This window comes from Azospirillum sp., from assembly GCF_050789165.1.
In genome coordinates this window covers 229,381-249,667 of the sequence record NZ_JBOZRT010000155.1, presented here as the reverse complement: position 1 = coordinate 249,667, position 20,287 = coordinate 229,381, and the positions used below count along the sequence as shown (strand labels likewise).

Below are 20,287 nucleotides of genomic sequence, written 5' to 3'. Positions count from 1 at the left end.
TGAACAAGCCGATCTACGCGCGCACCGCGGCCTACGGCCACTTCGGCCGCGAGCCGGACGCCGACGGCGGCTTCTCCTGGGAAAAGACCGATCTGGTGAACGACCTGCGCAACGCCTTCTTCTGATAGCAAGCGCATCGTGGTATCGAGCGCAGGGGCCTTCGGGCCCCTGCGTTTGTTTTTGGGAACGACCTGAACTTTCCCTTCTTTTCCGTCATCCCCGCCTTCGCGGGGATGACGGTTGAAGGAAGGTGTGCGCCTCATGGAAATGTGCCGTTCATGACCGAAGACACCTCCCCGGATTCCACCCAAGACCCCACCCGCCGCCTGTACGGCCGGCGCAAGGGCCGGCCGCTGCGCAAGCGCAAGTCCGGCCTGATCGACACGCTGCTGCCCGCGCTCACCATCCCGGTGCCGCAGCCGGGCGAGCGCCTCGACCCGAAGGCGCTGTTTTCCCGTCCGGTGGACGAGGCGTGGTTGGAGGTCGGTTTCGGCAGCGGCCACCACCTCGCCTGGCAGGCGGAGCACAACCGCGCGATCGGCCACATCGGCGCCGAGCCGTTCGTCAACGGCGTCGCCGGCCTGCTGGCGCTGGTGGATCAGGCGAATCTGGACAATGTCCGCGTCCTGCCGGACGACGCCCGCCCGTTGCTCGACGCGCTGCCTGACCAGTCGATCGGCCGCGCCTTCGTGCTGTTCGCCGACCCCTGGCCGAAGAAGCGCCATTGGGAGCGCCGCTTCATCGGGCCGGCGAACCTGGAGAAGCTGGCGCGCGTGCTGAAGGACGGGGCGGAGCTGCGGCTGGCCAGCGACGACATGGGGCTGGTGCGCTGGATGCTGGAGCACACGGTGAAGCACCCGGCCTTCGAGTGGACCGCCCGGTCGCCGCGCGACTGGCGCGAGCGCCCCGCCGACTGGCCGCCCACCCGCTACGAGCAGAAGGCCATCGAGGCCGGGCGCAAGCCGGTGTTCCTGCGGTTCGTCAGGAAGGCCCGGGCGTGAGCGGCTCGTCGGGCCTGAAGGTGACGTTGCGATAGAGGGTGGCGAGCGGCACCTCCAGGTCCGGCCACGGGATCCGCAGCACCGCCTCCGGTCCGACGAGGTCTTCCGGTCCGCGCCAGCTGCCTCACGCGCCCGGCTCCAACGCCTCCACCACCGGCGCGCCGTAGTGCCCCACCGTCGGGAACGGGTCGTAGAAGTGGTGAAGTAAGGCCTTCCAGCGGGTATAGCGGTCCGAACCGCGGAAGCCCACCTCATGGTCCTCCACGGCGCGCCAGCGCACCAGCAGCAGGTAGCGGTCCGCCGCCTCCAGGCAGGGGCGCGCCTCCATCCCCAGGAAGCCGGGCGTGGCCGCGATCAGCGGCGTTGCCTCGGCCATGGCGCGTTCGAAGGCGCCGCTCTGGCCGGGGCGGACGGAGAGGATGGCGAGTTCGACGATCACGGGCGGGCGCCTCCGGCTGGTGGGACGCTGCCCAGCGTACAGTATCCTGCCTGGGCCGGGAAAAGGGCTTGCAGCCCGCCGAAAGACGGCTATATTCGAAACCGAAATCCCATACGGCTTGGCGGCCCGAGCGATCGGGCCGGCGAGACGCTTTGCGGGTGCGCCTTGGCGCACCTATTTTTTTAATCTGGCGTGTGGAATCCCCTGGGGACGCGCTCCGGGGCAGGCTTGGTGGAATGGACGCAACCGGTCGGATCGAGCAGATCATCACCCCTTCGGTCGAGGCCCTCGGCTACGAGATCGTGCGGGTGCTCCTGTTGGGCGGGCAACGCCCGACGCTGCAGATCATGGCCGAGCGCACCGACGGCGCCCCCATGACCGTGGAGGACTGCGCCGACATCAGCCGCTCCGTGTCGGCGCTCCTCGACGTCGAGGATCCCATCGCCGGGGCCTACACGCTGGAGGTCAGCTCGCCCGGTCTCGACCGGCCGCTGACCCGGCTCAAGGACTTCGAGCGCTTCGCCGGCTTCACGGCGAAGCTCGAGACGCGCCTCGCGATCGACGGTCGCAAGCGCTTCAAGGGCACGCTGAAGGGCGTCGAGGGCGAGGAGATCATCCTCGACGCCGAAGGCGGCCCGGCGCGCGTGACCTTCGACAACGTGCTCCGCGCCAAGCTGGTGATCACGGACGAGCTTCTCCGCGCCGCCGGCGGCCAGGAACAGGGGTGACCGGACCGCATCCGGTCCGGGAAAGAACAACGGTCAGTCCAGGAAGTATGACGGATGGAACTGCTGCAAGTCGCTGACGCGGTTGCCCGCGAAAAGAACATCGACCGGGACGAGGTCCTGGAGGCGATGGAGCAGGCGATCCAGAAGGCCGGTCGCTCGAAGTACGGCCACGAGCACGACATCCGCGCGCGCATCGACCGCAAGACCGGCGACATCCACCTCGCCCGCTACCTCGAGGTCGTCGAGACCGTCGAGAACGAGGCGACGCAGGTGAGCCTGGCCTATGGCCAGAAGCAGCGGCCGCCCAAGGGCCTCGGCGAGTTCATCATCGACCAGCTGCCGCCCATCGACTTCGGCCGCATCGCCGCGCAGACCGCCAAGCAGGTCATCGTCCAGAAGGTCCGCGACGCCGAGCGCAAGCGCCAGTTCAACGAGTACAAGGACCGCATCGGCGAGGTCGTCAACGGCCTGGTCAAGCGCGTCGAGTACGGCAACGTCACCGTGGACCTGGGCCGCGCCGAGGCGATCCTGCGCCGCGACGAGCTGCTGCCGCGCGAGCACTTCAAGAACGGCGACCGCGTGCGCGCCTACATCTACGACGTGCGCGAGGAGGCCCGCGGGCCGCAGATCTTCCTGTCCCGCACGCATCCGATGTTCATGGCGAAGCTGTTCGCCCAGGAAGTGCCGGAGATCTACGACGGCATCATCGAGATCCGCGCCGTGGCGCGCGATCCGGGCAGCCGCGCCAAGATCGCCGTGGTCAGCCACGACAGCTCCATCGACCCGGTCGGCGCCTGCGTCGGCATGCGCGGCAGCCGCGTCCAGGCGGTGGTCGGCGAACTGCAGGGCGAGAAGATCGACATCATCCCGTTCAACAACGACGCCGCCACCTTCGTGGTGAACGCGCTGGCCCCCGCCGAGGTGGCCAAGGTCGTGCTGGACGAGGAAGGCCGCCGCATCGAGGTGGTGGTGCCGGACGACCAGCTGTCGCTGGCCATCGGCCGCCGCGGCCAGAACGTGCGCCTCGCCACCATGCTGACCGGCTGGGACATCGACATCCTGACCGAGCAGGAGGAGTCGGAGCGCCGCACCGAGGAGTTCCGCACCCGCTCGCAGCTGTTCATCGACGGCCTCGACGTGGACGACGTGATCGCCCATCTTCTGGTCGCCGAGGGCTTCAGCTCGGTCGAGGAGATCGCCTACGTCGAGACCGAGGAGCTCGCCGAGATCGAGGGCTTCGACGAGGACGTGGCCAACGAGCTGAAGCAGCGCGCCCTGAGCTTCCTCGAGGAGCAGGACGCCCGCGCCGACGCCCGCCGCCGCGAGCTGGGCGTCGAGGACGCGCTGGCCGAGGTGTCCGGCTTGACCGCGTCTCAGCTGGTCAAGCTGGGCGAAGGCGGCGTCAAGACGCTGGACGATCTGGCCGATCTGGCCGGCGACGAGCTGCGCGACATGCTCGGCAAGGACGGCCCGTCCGAGGACGAGGCGAACGAGATCATCATGGCCGCCCGTGCGCACTGGTTCGACGGTGAGGGCGACGGCGCCGCGGCGCCGCAGCCCGCCCCCGGCGGCGGCGCGCAGCCGGCGGCCGAGTAACGGTTCGAGGAAGCAACGCAAGGGATGGCAGGCCAGACCGACGCGATCGAGCAGGACCACGGTGCCGAGCCGGCGCACGAGGCGGACAAGGAGAAGGGTCCGCTTCGCCGCTGCATCGCCACCGGGGCGGTCCAGCCCAAGGACGGCATGATCCGCTTCGGGATCGCGCCGGACGGGGAGGTCGTGCCGGACCTGGAGGAACGCCTGCCCGGCCGCGGCCTGTGGCTGACCGCCGAGCGCGCCGCCCTTGACAAGGCGGTGTCCAAAGGCCTGTTCTCCAAGGCGGCCCGGCGCGCCGTCCGGCCGCCCGCCGATCTGGCGGACCGGTTGGCGCGGCTGCTGCGCCGGCGCTGTCTCGACCAGATCGGGCTGGCGCGCCGCGCCGGCCAGGCGGTGGCGGGGTTCGAGAAGGTCCGCGAGGCGCTGAAGGGCGGCCGCGTCGGCACCAAGGGACCGCCGCCGGGGCTTCTGCTGGAGGCGGCCGACGGGTCACCCGACCAGCGCGGCAAGGTGACGGCGCTGGCGCCGGGCCTGCCGGTACTGGATCTCTTCGAGTCGGCGGACCTCGCCGCCGCGCTCGGACGCGATCACGCCGTCCATGCCGTCGTCGCGGCTGGCCGGCTGGCCGACGGGTTGAGCCGCGATGCGGCTCGGCTCAGGGGCATTGAAGGAATGACCGACGGCACGGTGCCGGCGGACCATGGCAAGCAACGTATTTAACTGACCGGATCCGATGACCGACAGCAACGACCAGGACCACAAGAAAGTCTTGCACCTCAACGCCGGTGGCACCACCGGGAAGGGCAAGCTTGAGTTGAAGAAGCCGGTCGATGGCACGGTCCGGCAGAGCTTTTCGCATGGCCGCACCAAGACCGTGACCGTCGAGGTGAAGCGCAAACGCACCGTCGAGAAGGGTGCCGTCCCCGGCATCGCCGACGGCGGTGCCGCCGCCCGTCAGGCGGCGCAGGGCATGCCGATGCGCGGCGGGCCGGGCGGTGGACGTCCCGGCGGCCGCAGCGGCATGGGCGGCGCCGTGCGCCAGCTCACCAAGGAGGAGCGCGAGGCCCGCGAACGCGCCCTGCGCGGCGCGATCATCGAGGCCGAGCAGCGCCGCTACGAGCCCGAGGAGACCTACGAGGAGCCGGAGATCGCGGTGACCGAGGCCCCGGCGCCCGAGCCGGTGGTCGAAGAGCCGGAGATCCTCGACGCCGACACGCTGCGCCAGCGCGAGCTGGAGGAGCTGCGCGGCATCCAGGAGGCCGAGCGCCAGGTGGCCGAGGAAGCCGAACGCCGCCGCAAGGAGGAAGAGGCCCGGCGCAAGGAGGCCGAGGAGGCCCGCCGCGCCGCCGAGGCGCCCGCCACCCGCCGCACCGACGACCGCGGCGTGCAGGGTGCTCGCATGGCGCCGGCTGCCCGTCCGCCGGCCAGCACCACCAGCGAAGCCCCGTCGGCCCGTCCGCCGGTCGGCGGCCTGCCCCCCGCCCGCGTCGAGGAGGACGAGGACGACGGCGGCCGCAGCCGCGGCCGTCCCGGTGGCGGCGGCAAGGGCCCGGCCAAGGCGCCGGCCGCCCCGGCCCGCAAGCCCGGCGGTGCTGCCCCGGGTGCCGACCGCCGTCGCGGCGGTGCCAAGATGACCGTGTCCCAAGCCCTCAGCGAGGACGGTGGCGATCGCACCCGCTCGCTCGCCGCGGTGCGCCGCGCCCGTGAGAAGGAGCGGCTGCGTCAGCTGTCCCGTCAGGAGACCCAGAAGGTGACCCGCGACGTCGTGCTGCCGGAAGTCATCACCGTCCAGGAGCTGGCCAACCGCATGGCCGAGCGTGGCGCCGACGTCATCAAGGCGTTGATGCGCATGGGCGTGATGGCCACCATCAACCAGACCATCGACGCCGATACGGCTGAGCTGCTGATCACCGAGTTCGGCCACCGCGTCCGCCGCGTGTCCGAGGCCGACGTCGAGCTGGGCCTGCGCGGCAACGAGGACATCGACGAGGCGTTGGTGTCGCGTCCGCCGGTGGTCACCATCATGGGCCACGTCGATCACGGCAAGACCTCGCTGCTGGACGCGCTGCGCCAGACCGACGTGGTCAGCCGCGAAGCCGGCGGCATCACCCAGCACATCGGCGCCTACCAGGTGCAGCTGGAGTCGGGTGCGAGGATCACCTTCATCGACACGCCGGGTCACGCCGCCTTCACCGAGATGCGTGCCCGCGGCGCCAACGTCACCGACGTGGTCGTGCTGGTGGTCGCCGCGAACGACGGCGTCATGCCGCAGACCATCGAGGCGATCCACCACGCCAAGGCGGCGAAGGTGCCGATCATCGTGGCGATCAACAAGATCGACCTGCCCGACGCCAAGCCGGACCGCGTCCGCCAGGAGCTGCTGCAGCACGAGCTGGTGGTCGAGGAGCTGGGCGGCGACATCCAGACCGTCGAGGTGTCGGCCAAGGCCAAGCTCAACCTGGACAAGCTGGAGGAGGCCATCCTCCTGCAGGCGGAAATCCTGGAGCTGAAGGCCAACCCCGGCCGCAGCGCCGAGGGCGTGGTGGTCGAGGCCAAGCTGGAGCGCGGCCGCGGCTCGGTCGCCACCGTGCTGGTCCAGCGCGGCACGCTGAAGGTCGGCGACGTGTTCGTCACCGGGTCGGAGTGGGGCCGCGTCCGCGCCCTCGTCAACGACCGCGGCCAGAGCGTCGAGGAGGCCGGCCCGGCCAGCCCGGTCGAGGTGCTGGGCCTCAACGGCACGCCGCTCGCCGGCGACGACTTCACCGTCGTCGAGTCGGAGGCGCGCTCCCGCGAGATCGCCGAGTTCCGCCAGCGCAAGAAGCGCGAGGCCGCCAACGCGGCGTCCGCGCGCGGCTCGCTGCAGGACATGTTCAGCCGCATCCAGGCCGGCGAGGCCAAGGAACTGCCGGTCGTCATCAAGGGCGACGTGCAGGGCTCGATCGAGGCGATCTCCACCTCGCTGGAGAAGCTCACGGCCGAGAACACCGAGGTCAAGGTGCGCGTCCTGCACGCCTCGGTGGGCGCGATCAACGAGTCGGACATCACGCTGGCGAACGCCTCCAACGCGATGGTCATCGGCTTCAACGTCCGCGCCAACCCGCAGGCCCGCGACATGGCCAAGCGCGACGGCGTCGAGATCCGCTACTACTCGATCATCTACAACGTGATCGACGACGTGAAGGCGGCTCTGACGGGCATGCTGTCGCCGACGCTGCGCGAGCGCTTCATCGGCTACGCGACGATCCGCGAGGTCTTCAACATCACCAAGGTCGGCAAGGTCGCCGGCTGCATGGTGACCCAGGGCACGGTGAAGCGTGGTGCGGGCGTCCGCCTGCTGCGCGACAACGTCGTGATCCACGAAGGCACGCTGAAGACCCTCAAGCGCTTCAAGGACGAGGTCAAGGACGTGCGCGAGGGCTACGAGTGCGGCATGGCCTTCGAGAACTACGACAACATCGAGGCCGGCGACATCATCGAAGCCTTCGAGATCGAAGAGATCGCGCGGGTGCTCTGATCGGCCCAACATCACCAAGGGGGGCCGCGGTTCGCCGCGGCCCCTTCGCTCTCCTTCTCATTTTCCCGTCATCCCCGCGAAAGCGGGGATCCAGGCTTTCCGTCAAAGCGCCTGAACCGGCTGGATTCCCGCTTTCGCGGGAATGACGGAAGAGGGAACATGGTTGAAACACGGTGACGGTCTCCGTTGCCGGTTTCCCGCGGTGGCCGCGCGGCCGCAAGACGAAAGACACCATCATGGCGAAGAAGAATTACGCCACCATCCGTGCGGGCAAGGCGCCGTCCCAGCGCATGCTTCGCGTCGGCGAGGAACTGCGCCACGCGCTGGCGGCGGTGCTGCAGCGCGGCGACTTCCACGATCCGGACCTGCAGGGCCACCTCGTCGTCGTGTCGGAGGTGCGCATCAGCCCGGACCTCAAGGCCGCCACCGCCTTCGTCTCGCCGCTCGGCGGCGGCGACATGGATCAGATGCTGGCGGCGCTGCGCCGGGCCGGCCCCTACCTGCGTGGCCAGATCGTGCGCGCCGTCAACCTGCGCCACGCGCCGACGCTGAGCTTCGAGCCGGACACCTCCTTCGACTACGCCGGCCGCATCGACGCCATCCTGCACAGCCCCGACGTCGCCCGCGACCTCGGCAAGGGCCGCAACGGCGACGACGAGGACGATTCCTGGGACGAGGAGGAGGACGCCGAGGGCGCCGACGACCTCGGCTACGAGGAGTCCGACGACGTCGACGACGCCTTCGAAGAGGGCGAGGAGACCGACGACGTGCACGACGAGCCGGCCGGCGGCGGGGGTAAGCGTGGCACGTAAGCGGAAAGGCCAGCCGATCCACGGCTGGCTGGTGCTCGACAAGCCGGAGGGGCTGACCTCCACCCAGGCACTGTCCAAGGTGCGGCGCCTGCTCAACGCCGAGAAGGCCGGACACGGCGGCACGCTCGACCCGCTCGCCACGGGCATCCTGCCCATCGCGCTCGGCGAGGCGACCAAGACCGTGTCCTACGCCATGGACGGGGCGAAGACCTACCGCTTCACCATCCGCTGGGGCGAGCGCACCGCCACCGACGACCGCGAGGGCGAGGTCATCGACCGCTCCGACGCGCGCCCGGACGAGGCGGCGATCCGCGCGGCGCTGCCGGCGTTCCTCGGCGAGATCGATCAGGTGCCGCCGCAGTACTCCGCCATCAAGGTGGACGGCGAGCGCGCCTACGACATCGCCCGCGAGGGCGACGTGGTCGACCTCGCCGCGCGCCGCGTGCGCATCGACCGCTTCGAGCTGGTCGAGATGCCCGACGCCGACCACGCGGTGTTGGAGGTGGACTGCGGCAAGGGCACCTACGTGCGCTCGCTGGCCCGCGACCTTGCCGAAGCCCTGGGAACCGTCGGGCACGTCGCCGTGCTGCGCCGGCTGCGGGTCGGGCAATTCACGCTGGACAAGGCAATTTCCCTGGACGAATTGGCCGCCATGGATCATGGTGCGGCCGTCGAACGACTTCTGCTTCCCATCGAGACCGCGCTGGACGACATCCCGGCGCTGGCCCTGACGGAAGCCGAAGCGCACCGACTGAGACACGGCCAAGCGGTGGCGCTCCTCACCCGGCAGGACCTCGAACGCCTCACGGCGATCCGCGGTTCGGTCGGCGAGGACGGCATCGTCATTGCGCTTTCCGGCGGCAAGCCGGTGGCGCTGGTCCGCGTCGAGGGGGCGGAGGTCCGTCCGGTGCGCGTGATCAACCTTTAAGATTATAGGAGCCACGATGTCGATTACGCCCGATCGCAAGCAGGAACTCATCAAGGAATACAGCCGCGGCACCGCCGACACCGGCTCGCCCGAGGTGCAGGTCGCGATCCTGTCGGAGCGCATCCGCAACCTCACGGAGCACCTGCAGGGCCACAAGAAGGACTTCCACTCGCGCCGTGGTCTGCTGGTCATGGTCGGCCAGCGCCGCCGCCTGCTGGACTACCTGAAGAAGAAGGACCAGAGCCGCTACGCCACGCTCATCGAGCGTCTGGGCCTGCGCCGCTAAGTCCGGCTTCACCAGGTCAAGAGGTCCGTGAAAACCCGCACCACCGCATCCCACACCCAGGCGCCGGACACACGCGGCGCCACCGGGGCGGATGTGCGTGCGGCGGGTTCTTCATCAGCATCGGTACGCTAGACAGGCGGCCGGCCCGGGTTGACCGGGTCCGGCCGTTTGTCATTTTTGCTTAGGTCTTCATCGCGATTTCATACGGGGTCTGACGACTGGTGGCCCCGGCTCCGGGCAGGCAATCCGGCCTGACGGGGTGTCGGACGGAAGGAAAGACAGCATGTTCAACGTTTACCGCAAAGAAATCGACTGGGGCGGACGCAAGCTCACCCTCGAAACCGGCAAGGTCGCCCGCCAGGCGGACGGCGCCGTTCTCGTCACCTACGGCGAGACCACGGTGCTGTGCACGGCCGTCGGCGCGAAGGCGCCGAAGCCGGGCGTCGATTTCTTCCCGCTGACGGTCAACTACCAGGAGAAGACCTTCGCGGCCGGCAAGATCCCTGGCGGCTTCTTCAAGCGCGAGGGGCGCCCGACCGAGAAGGAGACGCTGGTCAGCCGCCTGATCGACCGTCCCATCCGTCCGCTGTTCGCCGATGGCTACCGCAACGAGACCCAGGTCGTCGCCACCGTGCTGAGCCACGACCTGGAGAACGATCCGGACATCGTCGCCATGGTCGGCGCCTCGGCGGCGCTGACGATCTCCGGCATTCCGTTCCTGGGCCCGATCGGCGCCGCCCGCGTCGCCTACATCGACGGCCAGTACGTGCTGAACCCGACGCAGGAGCAGGTCTCCGGCTCCGACCTCGACCTCGTGGTCGCCGGCACCACCGAAGGCGTGCTGATGGTCGAGTCGGAAGCCAAGGAGCTGACCGAGGAGGTCATGCTCGGCGCCGTCATGTTCGGCCACAAGAACTTCCAGCCGGTCATCCAGGCCATCATCGAGCTGGCCGAGCTGTGCGCCAAGGAGCCGTGGGACATCCCGGCCCCGGCCTACGACCGCGCCGCCCTGAAGGCCCGCGTCAGCGACCTCGTCCGCGCCGACGTGGAGGCCGCCTACACCGAGACGGTCAAGCAGGTCCGCTACGAGAAGATCGGCGCCGCCAAGGCCAAGGCCGTCGAGGCCCTGACCGCCGAGGGCGTCGAGGGTTCGCACATCTCCGCCGAGTTCAAGGAGCTGGAGGCCGACATCCTGCGCGGCTCGGTCATCAAGACCGGCAAGCGCATCGACGGCCGCGACACCAAGACGGTGCGGCCGATCATCTCGGAGGTCGGCGTGCTGCCGCGCGCCCACGGCTCGGCGCTGTTCACCCGCGGCGAGACGCAGGCGCTGGTCGTCACCACGCTGGGCACCAGCCAGGATGAGCAGATCATCGACGCGCTCGAGGGCGAGTACCGCGAGAGCTTCATGCTGCACTACAACTTCCCGCCGTACTCGGTGGGCGAGGCCGGCCGCATGGGCTCGCCGGGCCGCCGCGAGATCGGCCACGGCAAGCTGGCGTGGCGCGCCATCCACCCGCTGCTGCCGAGCAAGGAGAAGTTCCCCTACACCATCCGCGTGGTGTCGGAGATCACCGAGTCGAACGGCTCCTCCTCGATGGCCACGGTCTGCGGCACCTCGCTGTCGCTGATGGACGCCGGCGCGCCGCTGGAGCGTCCGGTGGCCGGCATCGCCATGGGCCTCATCAAGGAGGACGAGGGCGTCGCCGTGCTCTCCGACATCCTGGGTGACGAGGACCACCTCGGCGACATGGACTTCAAGGTGGCCGGCACCGAGCGCGGCGTCACCGCGCTGCAGATGGACATCAAGATCACCTCGATCACCGAGGAGATCATGAAGGTCGCCCTGGCCCAGGCCAAGGACGGCCGCATTCACATCCTCGGCGAGATGGCGAAGGCCATCGGCGGGGCGCGCGAGGCGGTCAACCAGAACGCGCCGCGCATCACCGTGATCAACATCCCGAAGGAGAAGATCCGCGACGTGATCGGCTCCGGCGGCAAGGTGATCCGCGAGATCGTCGAGCAGACCGGCGCCAAGATCGACATCGAGGACGACGGCACCGTCAAGGTGGCCGCGGTCGACTCGAAGGCGGCGCAGGCGGCCATCGACTGGATCAAGGGCATCGTGGCCGAGCCGGAGATGGGCGTGATCTACACCGGCAAGGTCGTGAAGGTGGTCGATTTCGGCGCCTTCGTGAACTTCCTGGGCTCGCGCGACGGTCTGGTGCACATCTCCGAGCTGGCGCCGCAGCGCGTCGGCAAGGTGGCGGATGTGGTGAACCAGGGCGACGAGGTGAAGGTCAAGGTCATCGGCTTCGACGACCGCGGCAAGGTCAAGCTGTCGATGAAGCAGGTCGACCAGGCCACCGGCGAGGACATCTCCGGCAAGGGCAAGCCCGAGGGTGCGGACGAGTCCGCCCCGGCCGAAGCCCGCGAGCCGCGTGAGCCCCGCGAGGACCGCCCGCGCCGTGAGCGCCGCCCGCGCGGCGAGTGACGTGAGGCCGAGCCTTACGGTGTGAGTAAGGGAAAGGGCGCCTTCGGGCGCCCTTTTTTCTTTCCGCTCAGCGCCCATCCTCGGGATGCAGGGCTGGCTTCGTGGCTTGTTTCTCCCAGTCCGGAAGGTAATTGGCCATCTTTGCCTTGACGCTGGGCATGTTCTCGCGCGCCCAGTCCCCGGCTGTCGGGCCGTTCTCGACCCACTTGCAGTTGTTCAACTCCCCGGCCAGTGCGGACGTGGATGCGGGAACCGGCTCAAGCACGAACCGCGCCTTCCAAATGCCCATTTGGGGCTCCACCCGGGCGTAATAGGTGCGCGCCGTGCCGAGTTCCGCATCCAGGAAACCGGCATTTTCCCCAACCACCATGAGCCGCCGCTTTCCCGGCGGCGAGGCATAGGCGAGCTTGGTGGACGCCGACACGATGCCCACGAACTGCGGGGCTCCATCCGTGACATCGAAGACCGGTGATTGGATGGCACCGCCGAAGAGCGATGGGCGAAGAAAAACCAGGGTGGCCTTGTCCGGCGCAGGGGTGGAGACGACGGCCGGTTCGGACACATTGAGCATGTGCTTGCTGGGGTTGGCGCAGCCAGACAGCAGGAGGGCTGCAGCTCCCATCACGCCCAGGATTAATTTCTTGCGTGCCTTCACTATCTCCTCCTGCGTTTTGTGCGTCATGCAAGGAGAAGATCATAGCGCAGAGCCACCATCCATTGTGGAAACGCGAATTGTCGCAACAAGTGGTAATTACAGCCGCTCCGCCGAGAACGTGTCGCAGGCGTCCAGCCGGCCGGTCTCCATGCCGCGCTTGAACCAGCGCACGCGCTGGGCGGAACTGCCGTGGGTGAAGCTGTCGGGGGTCACCCGGCCGCGGGCCTGCTGCTGGAGGCGGTCGTCGCCGATGGCGGTCGCGGCGTTCAGCGCCTCTTCCACGTCGCCGGGCTCCAGGACGCCGCGGCGCTGCGCGGCGTTGCCCCACAGGCCAGCGAAGCAGTCGGCCTGCAACTCCAGGCGCACGGACAGCGCGTTGGCCTCGGTCTTCGCGGCGCGCTGCTGCGCCTCGCTGACCTTCTGCGAGATGCCCAGCAGCGTCTGCACGTGGTGGCCGACCTCGTGCGCGACGACGTAGGCCTGGGCGAAGTCGCCCGGCGCATGGAAGCGGTCGCGCAGGTCGCGGTAGAAGCTGAGGTCGATGTAGACCTTGCGGTCGAGCGGGCAGTAGAACGGCCCCATCGCCGACTGCGCCATGCCGCAGGCCGAGTCCACCGCGCCGGAGAACAGCACCAGCCGCGGTTCCTGATAGGTGCGCCCCATCTGCTGGAAGGCGGCGTTCCAGGTGTCCTCGGTGTCGGCCAGCACGTGGCTGACGAAGCTCTTCAGCTCGTCCTCGGCGCCGGAGCGTGGGGCGCGCTGCACCGTGGTGGTCGGTCGTGATCCCTGGGGCGCCGTGGTGACCGTCGGGTCGCCGCCGCCCAGCAGCGCCATCGGGTCGATGCCCAGCACCCAGGAGATCAGCAGCACCGCCACCAGCCCGCCGATGCCCAGGCCGCCGCGGCCGATGGGGATGGGGATGCCCATGCGCCCGCCGCCGAAACCGCCGCCGGAATAGCCCTCGCCGCGCCGATCCTCGATGTTCTCGCTCTCCCGCCCGTCCTGCCAGCGCATGCCGTCCTCCCATTCCGATGCAGGGAAAACCAGCGGCAGCGGGGCGGCGTTCCCGCACCCGCCCTGATCCGTTCCGCACCGGCCCGCGTATACGCCGGCACCAAGGAGGTTCCATGACCGATACCGCTCTTCACCACCCCGCCGGCCCCGTGCGCTGGCGGCACGCCGTGCTGTTCTGGATCCTGGTGAGCATCCCCGGCTACCTCACCCGCCACAGCGGCGTGCCGTTCGACGGCTATGTGGTGGTGCCGCTGCAGCCGCCGCCCTGGGTGTTCCCGGTGGTGTGGTTCGTCCTGAACGTCTTCCAACTGTGGGGCGACGTACGGCTGCTGAACCGGCGGGCGGCGATCCGGCACTGGCGGGTGCTGGTGGCGATCCACGCCGTGCTGTGGCTGCTGTTCGCCACGTTTACCGGCGTTTACTTCGTGCTCGGCAGCCCGGTCCTGGCGGCGGTGTGGACCATCGCCTTTCTCGTGCTGACGCTGATCAGCATCGCGCTGGTCTGGCCCGACGACCGCGCCATCGCGCTGAGCTGGGCACCGATCATCCTGTGGACGGGCTTCGCGTCGGTGGTCGCCGTGCAGCAGGCGATGGTCAACCCCGACCGGGTGTTCGGCGGCGTTTAGGGCTCGTAGCGGTGCTTGGTGCCGGTGAAGTCCTCGACGGTGCCGTCCTCGGCCACCCAGGCCGGCGCGGCCGGCGCCTTGCCGTGGCCGCCGGGGATGTCCAGCACGTAGGTCGGCTGGCACACGCCGGACACCCGGCCGCGCAACGCCTTCACCAAGGCCTGCCCCTCGGCGATGGTGGGCCGGAAGTGGCTGGTGCCGGGGGCGAGGTCGGGATGGTGCAGGTAGTAGGGCTTGACCCGGTGGCGGACGAGCGCGCGGAACAGCGCCTCCAGGCTCGCCGCGTCGTCGTTGACCCCCTTCAGCAGCACCGTCTGGCCGAGCAGCGGGATGCCGGTGTCGGCCAGCCGCGCCAGCGCCGCCGCGGGCTCGGCGGTCAGCTCGGCGGCGTGGTTGGCGTGCACGGCGACCCAGGTCGTCACGCCCTCGGCGCGCAGGGCGGAGACCAGCTCCGGCGTCACCCGCGCCGGATCGGCGACCGGCACGCGGGTGTGGAAGCGGACGACCGCGACGTGCGGGATGTCGGCCAGCGCCCGCACGATGGCGGACAGGCGGCGCGGGCTGAGCAGGAAGGGGTCGCCGCCGGTGACCACCACCTCCCACACTTGGCTGTGTTCGCGCACGTACGCCAAGGCGGCGTCCAGCTCGGCGGGGGACAGCGCGTCGCCGCCGGGGCCGACCATCTCGCGGCGGAAGCAGAAGCGGCAGTACACCGCGCAGGCGTGCAGCGGTTTCAGCAGCACGCGGTCGGGATAGCGGTGGACGATGCCCTTGACCGGCGAGTGGGAGTCGTCGCCGATGGGGTCGGCCAGCTCCGACGGCGCAGTGTACGCCTCCTCGGGGGAGGGGATGTACTGCGCGTACAGGGGATCGTCCGCTTCCGCGCCGGCCAGCCGCTCCAGCACGTACGGGGTGAGCGCCACGGCATAGCGGTCGGCCACCGCAGACACGGCCCGTCCGGCCTCCGGCGTCATCAGCCCGGCGGCCACCAGATCGGCGACGCTGTTCGCACCCTTCATGTCCCGTTCCCGCGCGCGCTGCCGTGCGCCATAGTGAGGGCCCCGCTCATACTCCCGCAGGACCCATGCTGTCGACCCTTCCCCGCCTGATCGGCCACCGCGGCGCCAAGGAATCGGCGCCGGAGAACACACTGACCTCGATCCGCGAGGCGGCGCGCCAGGGCGCGGCCTGGGTCGAGATCGACGTGGCGCTGACCCGCGACGGCGTGCCGGTGGTGATCCACGACGACACCCTGGAGCGCACCACCTCCGGCCGCGGCGCCCTGGCGGCCATCGACTGGGCGGAGCTGCGGACGCTCGACGCCGGCTCCTGGTTCGGCGCGCCGTTCGCCGGCGAGCCGGTGCCGCACTTCGAGGCGCTGCTCGACCTTGTCCTGGATCTCGGCCTCGGCCTCAACGCCGAGATCAAGCCGACGCCGGGCCGCAGCCTGGAGACCGCCGAAACGGCGATCAACACGCTTAAACGCCGCTGGCCCGCCGACAGACCCCTGCTGGTCTCCAGCTTCCAGGTGGAGTGCCTGGAACTGGCCCGCACGCTGGCGCCGGAGATCCCGCGCGGCTACCTGATGGACAGGCCGCCGGCCGACTGGGCCGCCGTCGCCGACCGCATCGGGGCGGCCACCCTCAACGTGAACCAGAAGCGGCAGACCGCCGAGACCATCGCCGCCTACCGCGCCACCGGGCGGCCGGTGCTGGCCTATACGGTCAACGATGCGGCCCGCGCGAAGGCGCTGTTCGACTGGGGCGCGGCGGCCGTCTTCACCGACGCGCCCGGCCGTTTGGCGGAGCAACTCGGCCGGATGTGACGCTTTCCTGCGGAGGCCTATGCAAATCCGCTCGTCCTCCGTCGTTTTTCCTCCTATAAATGCCGCGGGAACAGGCGGGGCGCGCCGGCGGAGACGACACCTCTCCGGCGGAGCGCTCCCTTGACCCTGTTTCCGGTTCCGTGCATCGCTCGATCGGTTTGGAGGTTTCGTTGAAGGCGCTGAAGCCACTGGTCATGTCCGGCCGGGAAGTGCTCCCCCTCGTCGAAGGCGGCAAGGGTGTGGCGGTTTCCAACGGCGAAAGCTCCGGCGCCTGGGCGGCGGCGGGCGGCATCGGCACGTTCTCCGGCGTGAACGCCGACAGCTACGACGAACACGGGAACCTCATCCCGCAGATCTACCACGGCAAGACCCGCCGCGAGCGGCACGACGAGCTGATCGCCTACGGCATCCAGGGTGCCGTCGCCCAGGCCCGCATCGCGCACGAGCGTTCGAACGGGCAGGGCCGCATCCACATGAACGTGCTGTGGGAGATGGGCGGCGCCGAGGAGATCCTGCACGGCGCGCTGGAAGGGGCCAAGGGCCTGATCCACGGCGTCACCTGCGGCGCCGGCATGCCCTACCGCATCGCCGAGATCACGGCGCGGTACGGCTGCTACTACTACCCGATCGTGTCCTCGGCGCGCGCCTTCCGTGCGCTGTGGCTGCGCGCCTACCAGAAGTTCCGCGACAACCTCGGCGGCATCGTCTACGAGGACCCGTGGCTGGCCGGCGGCCACAACGGCCTGTCCAATTCCGAGGACCCGCGGGTTCCCGAGGATCCGTTCCCCCGCGTCCTGGCGCTGCGCCAGATGATGAACAGCTTCGGTCTGGAGCACGTGCCGGTCATCATGGCCGGCGGCGTCTGGTGGCTGAGCGAGTGGGAGGACTGGCTGGACAACCCGGATCTCGGCCCGGTCGCCTTCCAGTTCGGCACCCGCCCGCTGCTGACGCAGGAGAGCCCGATCTCCATGGCGTGGAAGAAGAAGCTGCTGGGACTCCAGGAAGGCGACGTGCTGCTGAACCGCTTCTCGCCGACCGGCTTCTACTCCTCGGGCGTCAAGAACCCGTTCATGCAGGAGCTGATGGCCCGCTCCGACCGTCAGGTCGCCTACATGCCGAAGCCGGTGGGCGAGCACGCGGCCGAGTTCCCCATCGGCCCGCGCGGGCGCCCGGTCTACCTGACCGAGACCGACAAGCAGCGCGCGCAGTCCTGGGTCGACCAGGGCTTCACGGCGGGTCTGAAGACGCCGGACAGCACCATCATCTTCGTCACGCCGGAGAGGGCGGAGCAGATCCTGCAGGACCAGATCGACTGCATGGGCTGCCTGTCGGCCTGCCTGTTCTCGAACTGGTCGCAGCACGGGGACGGATCGACCGGCAAGAAGGCCGACCCGCGCTCCTACTGCATCCAGAAGACGCTGCAGGCGGTCAGCCACTCGGACGACTGCGAGAACCAGCTGATGTTCGCGGGGCACAACGCCTATCGCTTCGCCAGCGACCCGTACTACAAGGACGGCTTCATCCCGACGGTGCAGCAGCTCGTCGAGCGCATCGCCACGGGGTACTAAGGCCTGAAGGGAAAGGCCCGGCGCGCGGTGCGCCCGGCCTTTCCTTCAGCGATTGCTTGCCGACCCGCTAAAACCGTTCTAATCTTACTTTCGGCTGCGGCGGTGTGTCGCGGCCCGGCGGCCGACGCCGTGGACCCCTCACGCCGACTCGACGCATGAACGGAACCCGACCCTACAAGCGCGCTCTCGACCGCCTGCACGCCGTCGGGCTCCGCCCCACGCGGCAGCGCCTTGGGCTGGCCCGGCTGCTGTTCGACGCCGGCGATCGCCACGTCACCGCCGAGCAACTGCACCTGGAGGCGATGGGCGCCAACATCCGCGTCTCGCTGGCCACCGTCTACAACACGCTGAACCAGTTCACCGCCGCCGGCCTCCTGCGCGAGGTTGTGGTGGAGGCCGGGAAGTCCTATTTCGACACCAACACGTCCGAGCACCACCATTTCTTCCTGGAAGGCACCGGGCGGCTGGAGGACATCCCCGGCGACCACGTCCTGGTCGCCAACCTGCCGGCCCCGCCCGACGGAACCAAGGTGGCGCGCGTCGACGTGATCGTGCGCCTGGCACCCTCGGTGCAGGCTCCGGCGCCGGCCCAGCCGCGGAACTGATCGGTTCCGCGGGCGGGCCTTTGTGGCCATATTTGGAAAAATTCTAAACCGTTGACGTCCGTTTCGGTCGGTGGCAGCCTAGTGTGTGCCCGGCCCGAACCGGCGCGCCTCGACGCATGCCGTGGTGCCGGCCGCCAATCCTTCAGGAGGGAACACACCATGCCGTCGCTCAAGGGCACCAAGACCGAGGACAACCTCAAGGCCGCTTTCGCTGGCGAGAGCCAGGCCAATCGCCGCTACCTCTATTTCGCACAGAAGGCGGACGTCGAGGGCTACAACGACGTGGCGGCGGTGTTCCGCTCGACCGCCGAGGGTGAGACCGGGCACGCGCACGGCCACCTGGAGTTCCTGGAGGAGGTCGGCGACCCGGCCACCGGCCTGCCGATCGGCGAGACCGCCAACAACCTGAAGGCCGCCATCGCCGGCGAGACGCACGAGTACACCGACATGTACCCGGGCATGGCGCGCAGCGCCCGCGAGGAAGGCTTCGACGAGATCGCCGACTGGTTCGAGACGCTCGCCAAGGCCGAGAAGTCGCACGCCGGCCGCTTCCAGAAGGCCCTGGAGCAGATGGCCTAAGGAAGGCTTCATGCCCCTCTCCCTTGACGGGAGAGGGGCTGGGGAGAGGGTGGCGAACGTACCTTTCGCGCGCTACCGCGCGCTGCCCCCCTCTCCCCAAACCCCTCCCCCGCGAGGGGGGAGGGGCTTTCGGGCAGAAACCGCAGACCGGGAGCGAACCCGGCCGCAGGAGGAACCATGCGCGAAGGCAGCCTCGAGGCGCCCGTCCGCCACCCGCTCGACTGGCAGAACCCGGACTTCTACGACGAGGCCAAGCTGGACGCGGAGATGCGCCGCGTCTTCGACATCTGCCACGGCTGCCGGCGCTGCTTCAACCTGTGTGACAGCTTCCCGCGGCTGTTCGACCTCGTCGACAACGCCGGCCCCGGCGAGATGCACGACGTGAAGTCCGAGGACTTCCGGCAGGTGGTCGATGCCTGCACGTTGTGCGACATGTGCTTCATGACCAAGTGCCCCTACGTGCCGCCGCACGAGTGGGCGCTGGACTTCCCGCACCTCATCCTGCGCGCCCGCGCCGTCGATGCGAAGACGCGCGGCGTGCCCTTCGCGGTGCGCCAGCTGGTGGAGACCGACCGCAACGGCAAGCTGGCCGGCCTGGTGGCGCCGCTCGCCAACTGGGCGTCGGACACCGGCAACACGCTGACCCGCCCCGTGATGGAGAAGGTCGCCGGCCTCCACCAGGAAGCCCACCTGCCGAAGTTCCACGGCCACACCCTGGTGCGCCGGGCAAGCGACACGCCGGTGGAGATCAACCGCGACGCGCCCGCCTACGCCAAGCGCAAGGCGGTGCTCTACGCCACCTGCTTCGCCAACTACAACAACCCGTCCATCGGCATGGCGGCGCGCGCCGTGCTCGCCAAGCTCGGTGTCGAGGTGGAGGTCGCCTATCCCGGCTGTTGCGGCATGCCGCAGCTGGAGCAGGGCGAGCTGGAGCGGGTCAGCCGCAACGCCGCGACCGTCGCCGGCGGGCTCGAGTCGTGGATCGACCGGGGCTACGACGTGGTGGCGCTGATCCCCAGCTGCGCGCTGATGCTGAAGCTGGAATGGCCGTTGCTGGTGCCGAAGGACGCGCCGCACCGCGCCCAGGTCGAGAAGCTCAGCCAAGCCACCTTCGACCTCTCCGAGTTCGTCGTCGACATCGCCAAGCGGCACGGGTTGCCGGAGGGGATGGAGCCGGTGCCGGGTGGCGTCGCCATGCACCTCGCCTGCCACGCGCGGGCGCAGAACATGGGAGCGAAGTCGGCGGAGATGCTGCGGCTGATCCCGCAGGCCGACGTCAAGGTGATCGAGCGCTGCTCGGGCCATGGCGGGTCGTGGGGCGTGTTGAAGGAGAACTTCCCGACCGCGCTCAAAGTTGGCCGCCCGGTCGCCAACCAGGCGGTGAAGGCGGGCAAGCGGTACGTCTCCTCCGAATGCCCGCTCGCCGGCATGCACATCATGCAGGGGATCGAACGGCTGGACGGCGAGGCGGCGGCGCCGGAGAACCTGCACCCCATCGAGATCTTTGCCCGCGCCTACGGCATCACCGTTTAAGCGCGTTTAACCGCGCTCGCCTCGTCATCGTCATCCCCGCGAAGGCGGGGATCCATAACCCCCGAAGCATGCGGGTGTGGAGCT

The 20,287-nt window shown here is 69.5% G+C and carries 19 protein-coding genes and 1 pseudogene; 16 read left to right on the top strand and 4 right to left on the bottom strand.

The features are described from left to right. Both ACRWK7_RS33165 and trmB read left to right on the top strand, forming a co-directional pair. Positions 1 to 125 (top strand): annotated as a pseudogene (locus ACRWK7_RS33165) (methionine adenosyltransferase); the annotation flags it as partial. 153 nt (positions 126 to 278) lie between these two features. Then, positions 279 to 1,001 carry a tRNA (guanine(46)-N(7))-methyltransferase TrmB gene (gene trmB / locus ACRWK7_RS33160; RefSeq protein WP_431861797.1) on the top strand — a complete coding sequence of 241 codons (723 nt, stop codon included), beginning with the start codon at positions 279 to 281 and terminating at the stop codon, positions 999 to 1,001. A gap of 124 nt (positions 1,002 to 1,125) precedes the next feature. Here the strand turns inward: trmB and ACRWK7_RS33155 are convergent, their stop codons facing one another. Beyond that, complete coding sequence (locus tag ACRWK7_RS33155; RefSeq protein ID WP_431861796.1) at positions 1,126 to 1,440, bottom strand: antibiotic biosynthesis monooxygenase family protein; 315 nt, start codon at positions 1,438 to 1,440, stop codon at positions 1,126 to 1,128. Positions 1,441 to 1,676: 236 nt separating this feature from the next. Between ACRWK7_RS33155 and rimP the strand changes: the two genes are divergently transcribed. The 8 genes from rimP (at position 1,677) to pnp (ending at position 11,798) form a co-directional block, all read left to right on the top strand. Beyond that, entirely contained in the window at positions 1,677 to 2,168 is a 492-nt protein-coding gene (gene rimP, locus ACRWK7_RS33150) for a ribosome maturation factor RimP (RefSeq protein ID WP_431861794.1), read from the top strand. Positions 2,169 to 2,222: 54 nt separating this feature from the next. After that, on the top strand, positions 2,223 to 3,764 hold the full coding sequence (nusA, locus tag ACRWK7_RS33145) for a transcription termination factor NusA (RefSeq protein ID WP_431861793.1): 1,542 nt from the start codon (positions 2,223 to 2,225) through the stop codon (positions 3,762 to 3,764). A 24-nt stretch (positions 3,765 to 3,788) separates the two neighbouring features. Next, entirely contained in the window at positions 3,789 to 4,484 is a 696-nt protein-coding gene (locus ACRWK7_RS33140) for an RNA-binding protein (RefSeq protein ID WP_431861791.1), read from the top strand. 13 nt (positions 4,485 to 4,497) lie between these two features. Then, positions 4,498 to 7,278, top strand: a complete 2,781-nt coding sequence (gene infB / locus ACRWK7_RS33135; RefSeq protein WP_431861789.1) for a translation initiation factor IF-2 — start codon at positions 4,498 to 4,500, stop codon at positions 7,276 to 7,278. A 236-nt stretch (positions 7,279 to 7,514) separates the two neighbouring features. After that, the gene (rbfA, locus tag ACRWK7_RS33130; RefSeq protein ID WP_431861787.1) at positions 7,515 to 8,090 is read left to right on the top strand and encodes a 30S ribosome-binding factor RbfA; all 576 of its coding nucleotides are present in this window, start codon (positions 7,515 to 7,517) and stop codon (positions 8,088 to 8,090) included. Next, the gene (truB, locus tag ACRWK7_RS33125) at positions 8,080 to 9,018 is read left to right on the top strand and encodes a tRNA pseudouridine(55) synthase TruB (RefSeq protein WP_431861785.1); all 939 of its coding nucleotides are present in this window, start codon (positions 8,080 to 8,082) and stop codon (positions 9,016 to 9,018) included. Before rbfA ends, truB begins: the two co-directional genes overlap by 11 nt. A 16-nt stretch (positions 9,019 to 9,034) precedes the next feature. Then, complete coding sequence (rpsO, locus tag ACRWK7_RS33120; protein WP_431861783.1) at positions 9,035 to 9,304, top strand: 30S ribosomal protein S15; 270 nt, start codon at positions 9,035 to 9,037, stop codon at positions 9,302 to 9,304. A 283-nt stretch (positions 9,305 to 9,587) separates the two neighbouring features. Further along, positions 9,588 to 11,798, top strand: a complete 2,211-nt coding sequence (pnp, locus tag ACRWK7_RS33115) for a polyribonucleotide nucleotidyltransferase (protein WP_431861781.1) — start codon at positions 9,588 to 9,590, stop codon at positions 11,796 to 11,798. Positions 11,799 to 11,865: 67 nt separating this feature from the next. On the opposite strand, the gene ACRWK7_RS33110 is transcribed toward pnp, so the two are convergent. Together ACRWK7_RS33110 and ypfJ are read right to left on the bottom strand one after the other, a co-directional pair. Beyond that, the gene (locus ACRWK7_RS33110) at positions 11,866 to 12,453 is read right to left on the bottom strand and encodes a hypothetical protein (RefSeq protein ID WP_431861779.1); all 588 of its coding nucleotides are present in this window, start codon (positions 12,451 to 12,453) and stop codon (positions 11,866 to 11,868) included. A gap of 96 nt (positions 12,454 to 12,549) precedes the next feature. Beyond that, on the bottom strand, positions 12,550 to 13,467 hold the full coding sequence (ypfJ, locus tag ACRWK7_RS33105) for a KPN_02809 family neutral zinc metallopeptidase (RefSeq protein ID WP_431861777.1): 918 nt from the start codon (positions 13,465 to 13,467) through the stop codon (positions 12,550 to 12,552). 113 nt (positions 13,468 to 13,580) lie between these two features. Here ypfJ and ACRWK7_RS33100 point away from each other — a divergent pair, with 113 nt between their 5' ends. After that, positions 13,581 to 14,093: a TspO/MBR family protein gene (locus tag ACRWK7_RS33100; RefSeq protein WP_431861775.1), complete on the top strand. Its 513-nt coding sequence runs from the start codon at positions 13,581 to 13,583 to the stop codon at positions 14,091 to 14,093. Here the strand turns inward: ACRWK7_RS33100 and ACRWK7_RS33095 are convergent. Continuing rightward, entirely contained in the window at positions 14,090 to 15,112 is a 1,023-nt protein-coding gene (locus tag ACRWK7_RS33095) for a lysine-2,3-aminomutase-like protein (RefSeq protein WP_431861773.1), read from the bottom strand. The two genes, ACRWK7_RS33100 and ACRWK7_RS33095, sit on opposite strands and share 4 nt — an antisense overlap. Positions 15,113 to 15,177: 65 nt before the next feature. Here ACRWK7_RS33095 and ACRWK7_RS33090 point away from each other — a divergent pair, with 65 nt between their 5' ends. The 5 genes from ACRWK7_RS33090 to ACRWK7_RS33070 all read left to right on the top strand — a co-directional run bounded on the left by ACRWK7_RS33090 (position 15,178) and on the right by ACRWK7_RS33070 (position 20,203). After that, entirely contained in the window at positions 15,178 to 15,918 is a 741-nt protein-coding gene (locus ACRWK7_RS33090) for a glycerophosphoryl diester phosphodiesterase (protein WP_431861771.1), read from the top strand. Positions 15,919 to 16,088: 170 nt separating this feature from the next. Continuing rightward, complete coding sequence (locus ACRWK7_RS33085; RefSeq protein WP_431861769.1) at positions 16,089 to 17,486, top strand: NAD(P)H-dependent flavin oxidoreductase; 1,398 nt, start codon at positions 16,089 to 16,091, stop codon at positions 17,484 to 17,486. A 155-nt stretch (positions 17,487 to 17,641) separates the two neighbouring features. After that, entirely contained in the window at positions 17,642 to 18,091 is a 450-nt protein-coding gene (irrA, locus tag ACRWK7_RS33080) for an iron response transcriptional regulator IrrA (protein WP_431861767.1), read from the top strand. Between the two features lie 159 nt (positions 18,092 to 18,250). Then, positions 18,251 to 18,670 (top strand): rubrerythrin family protein, encoded by a 420-nt coding sequence (locus ACRWK7_RS33075; RefSeq protein WP_109118202.1) that lies wholly within the window; start codon positions 18,251 to 18,253, stop codon positions 18,668 to 18,670. Between the two features lie 177 nt (positions 18,671 to 18,847). After that, positions 18,848 to 20,203, top strand: coding sequence for a heterodisulfide reductase-related iron-sulfur binding cluster (locus ACRWK7_RS33070; protein WP_431861765.1), 1,356 nt, complete (start codon positions 18,848 to 18,850; stop codon positions 20,201 to 20,203). Positions 20,204 to 20,287 lie beyond the last annotated feature (84 nt).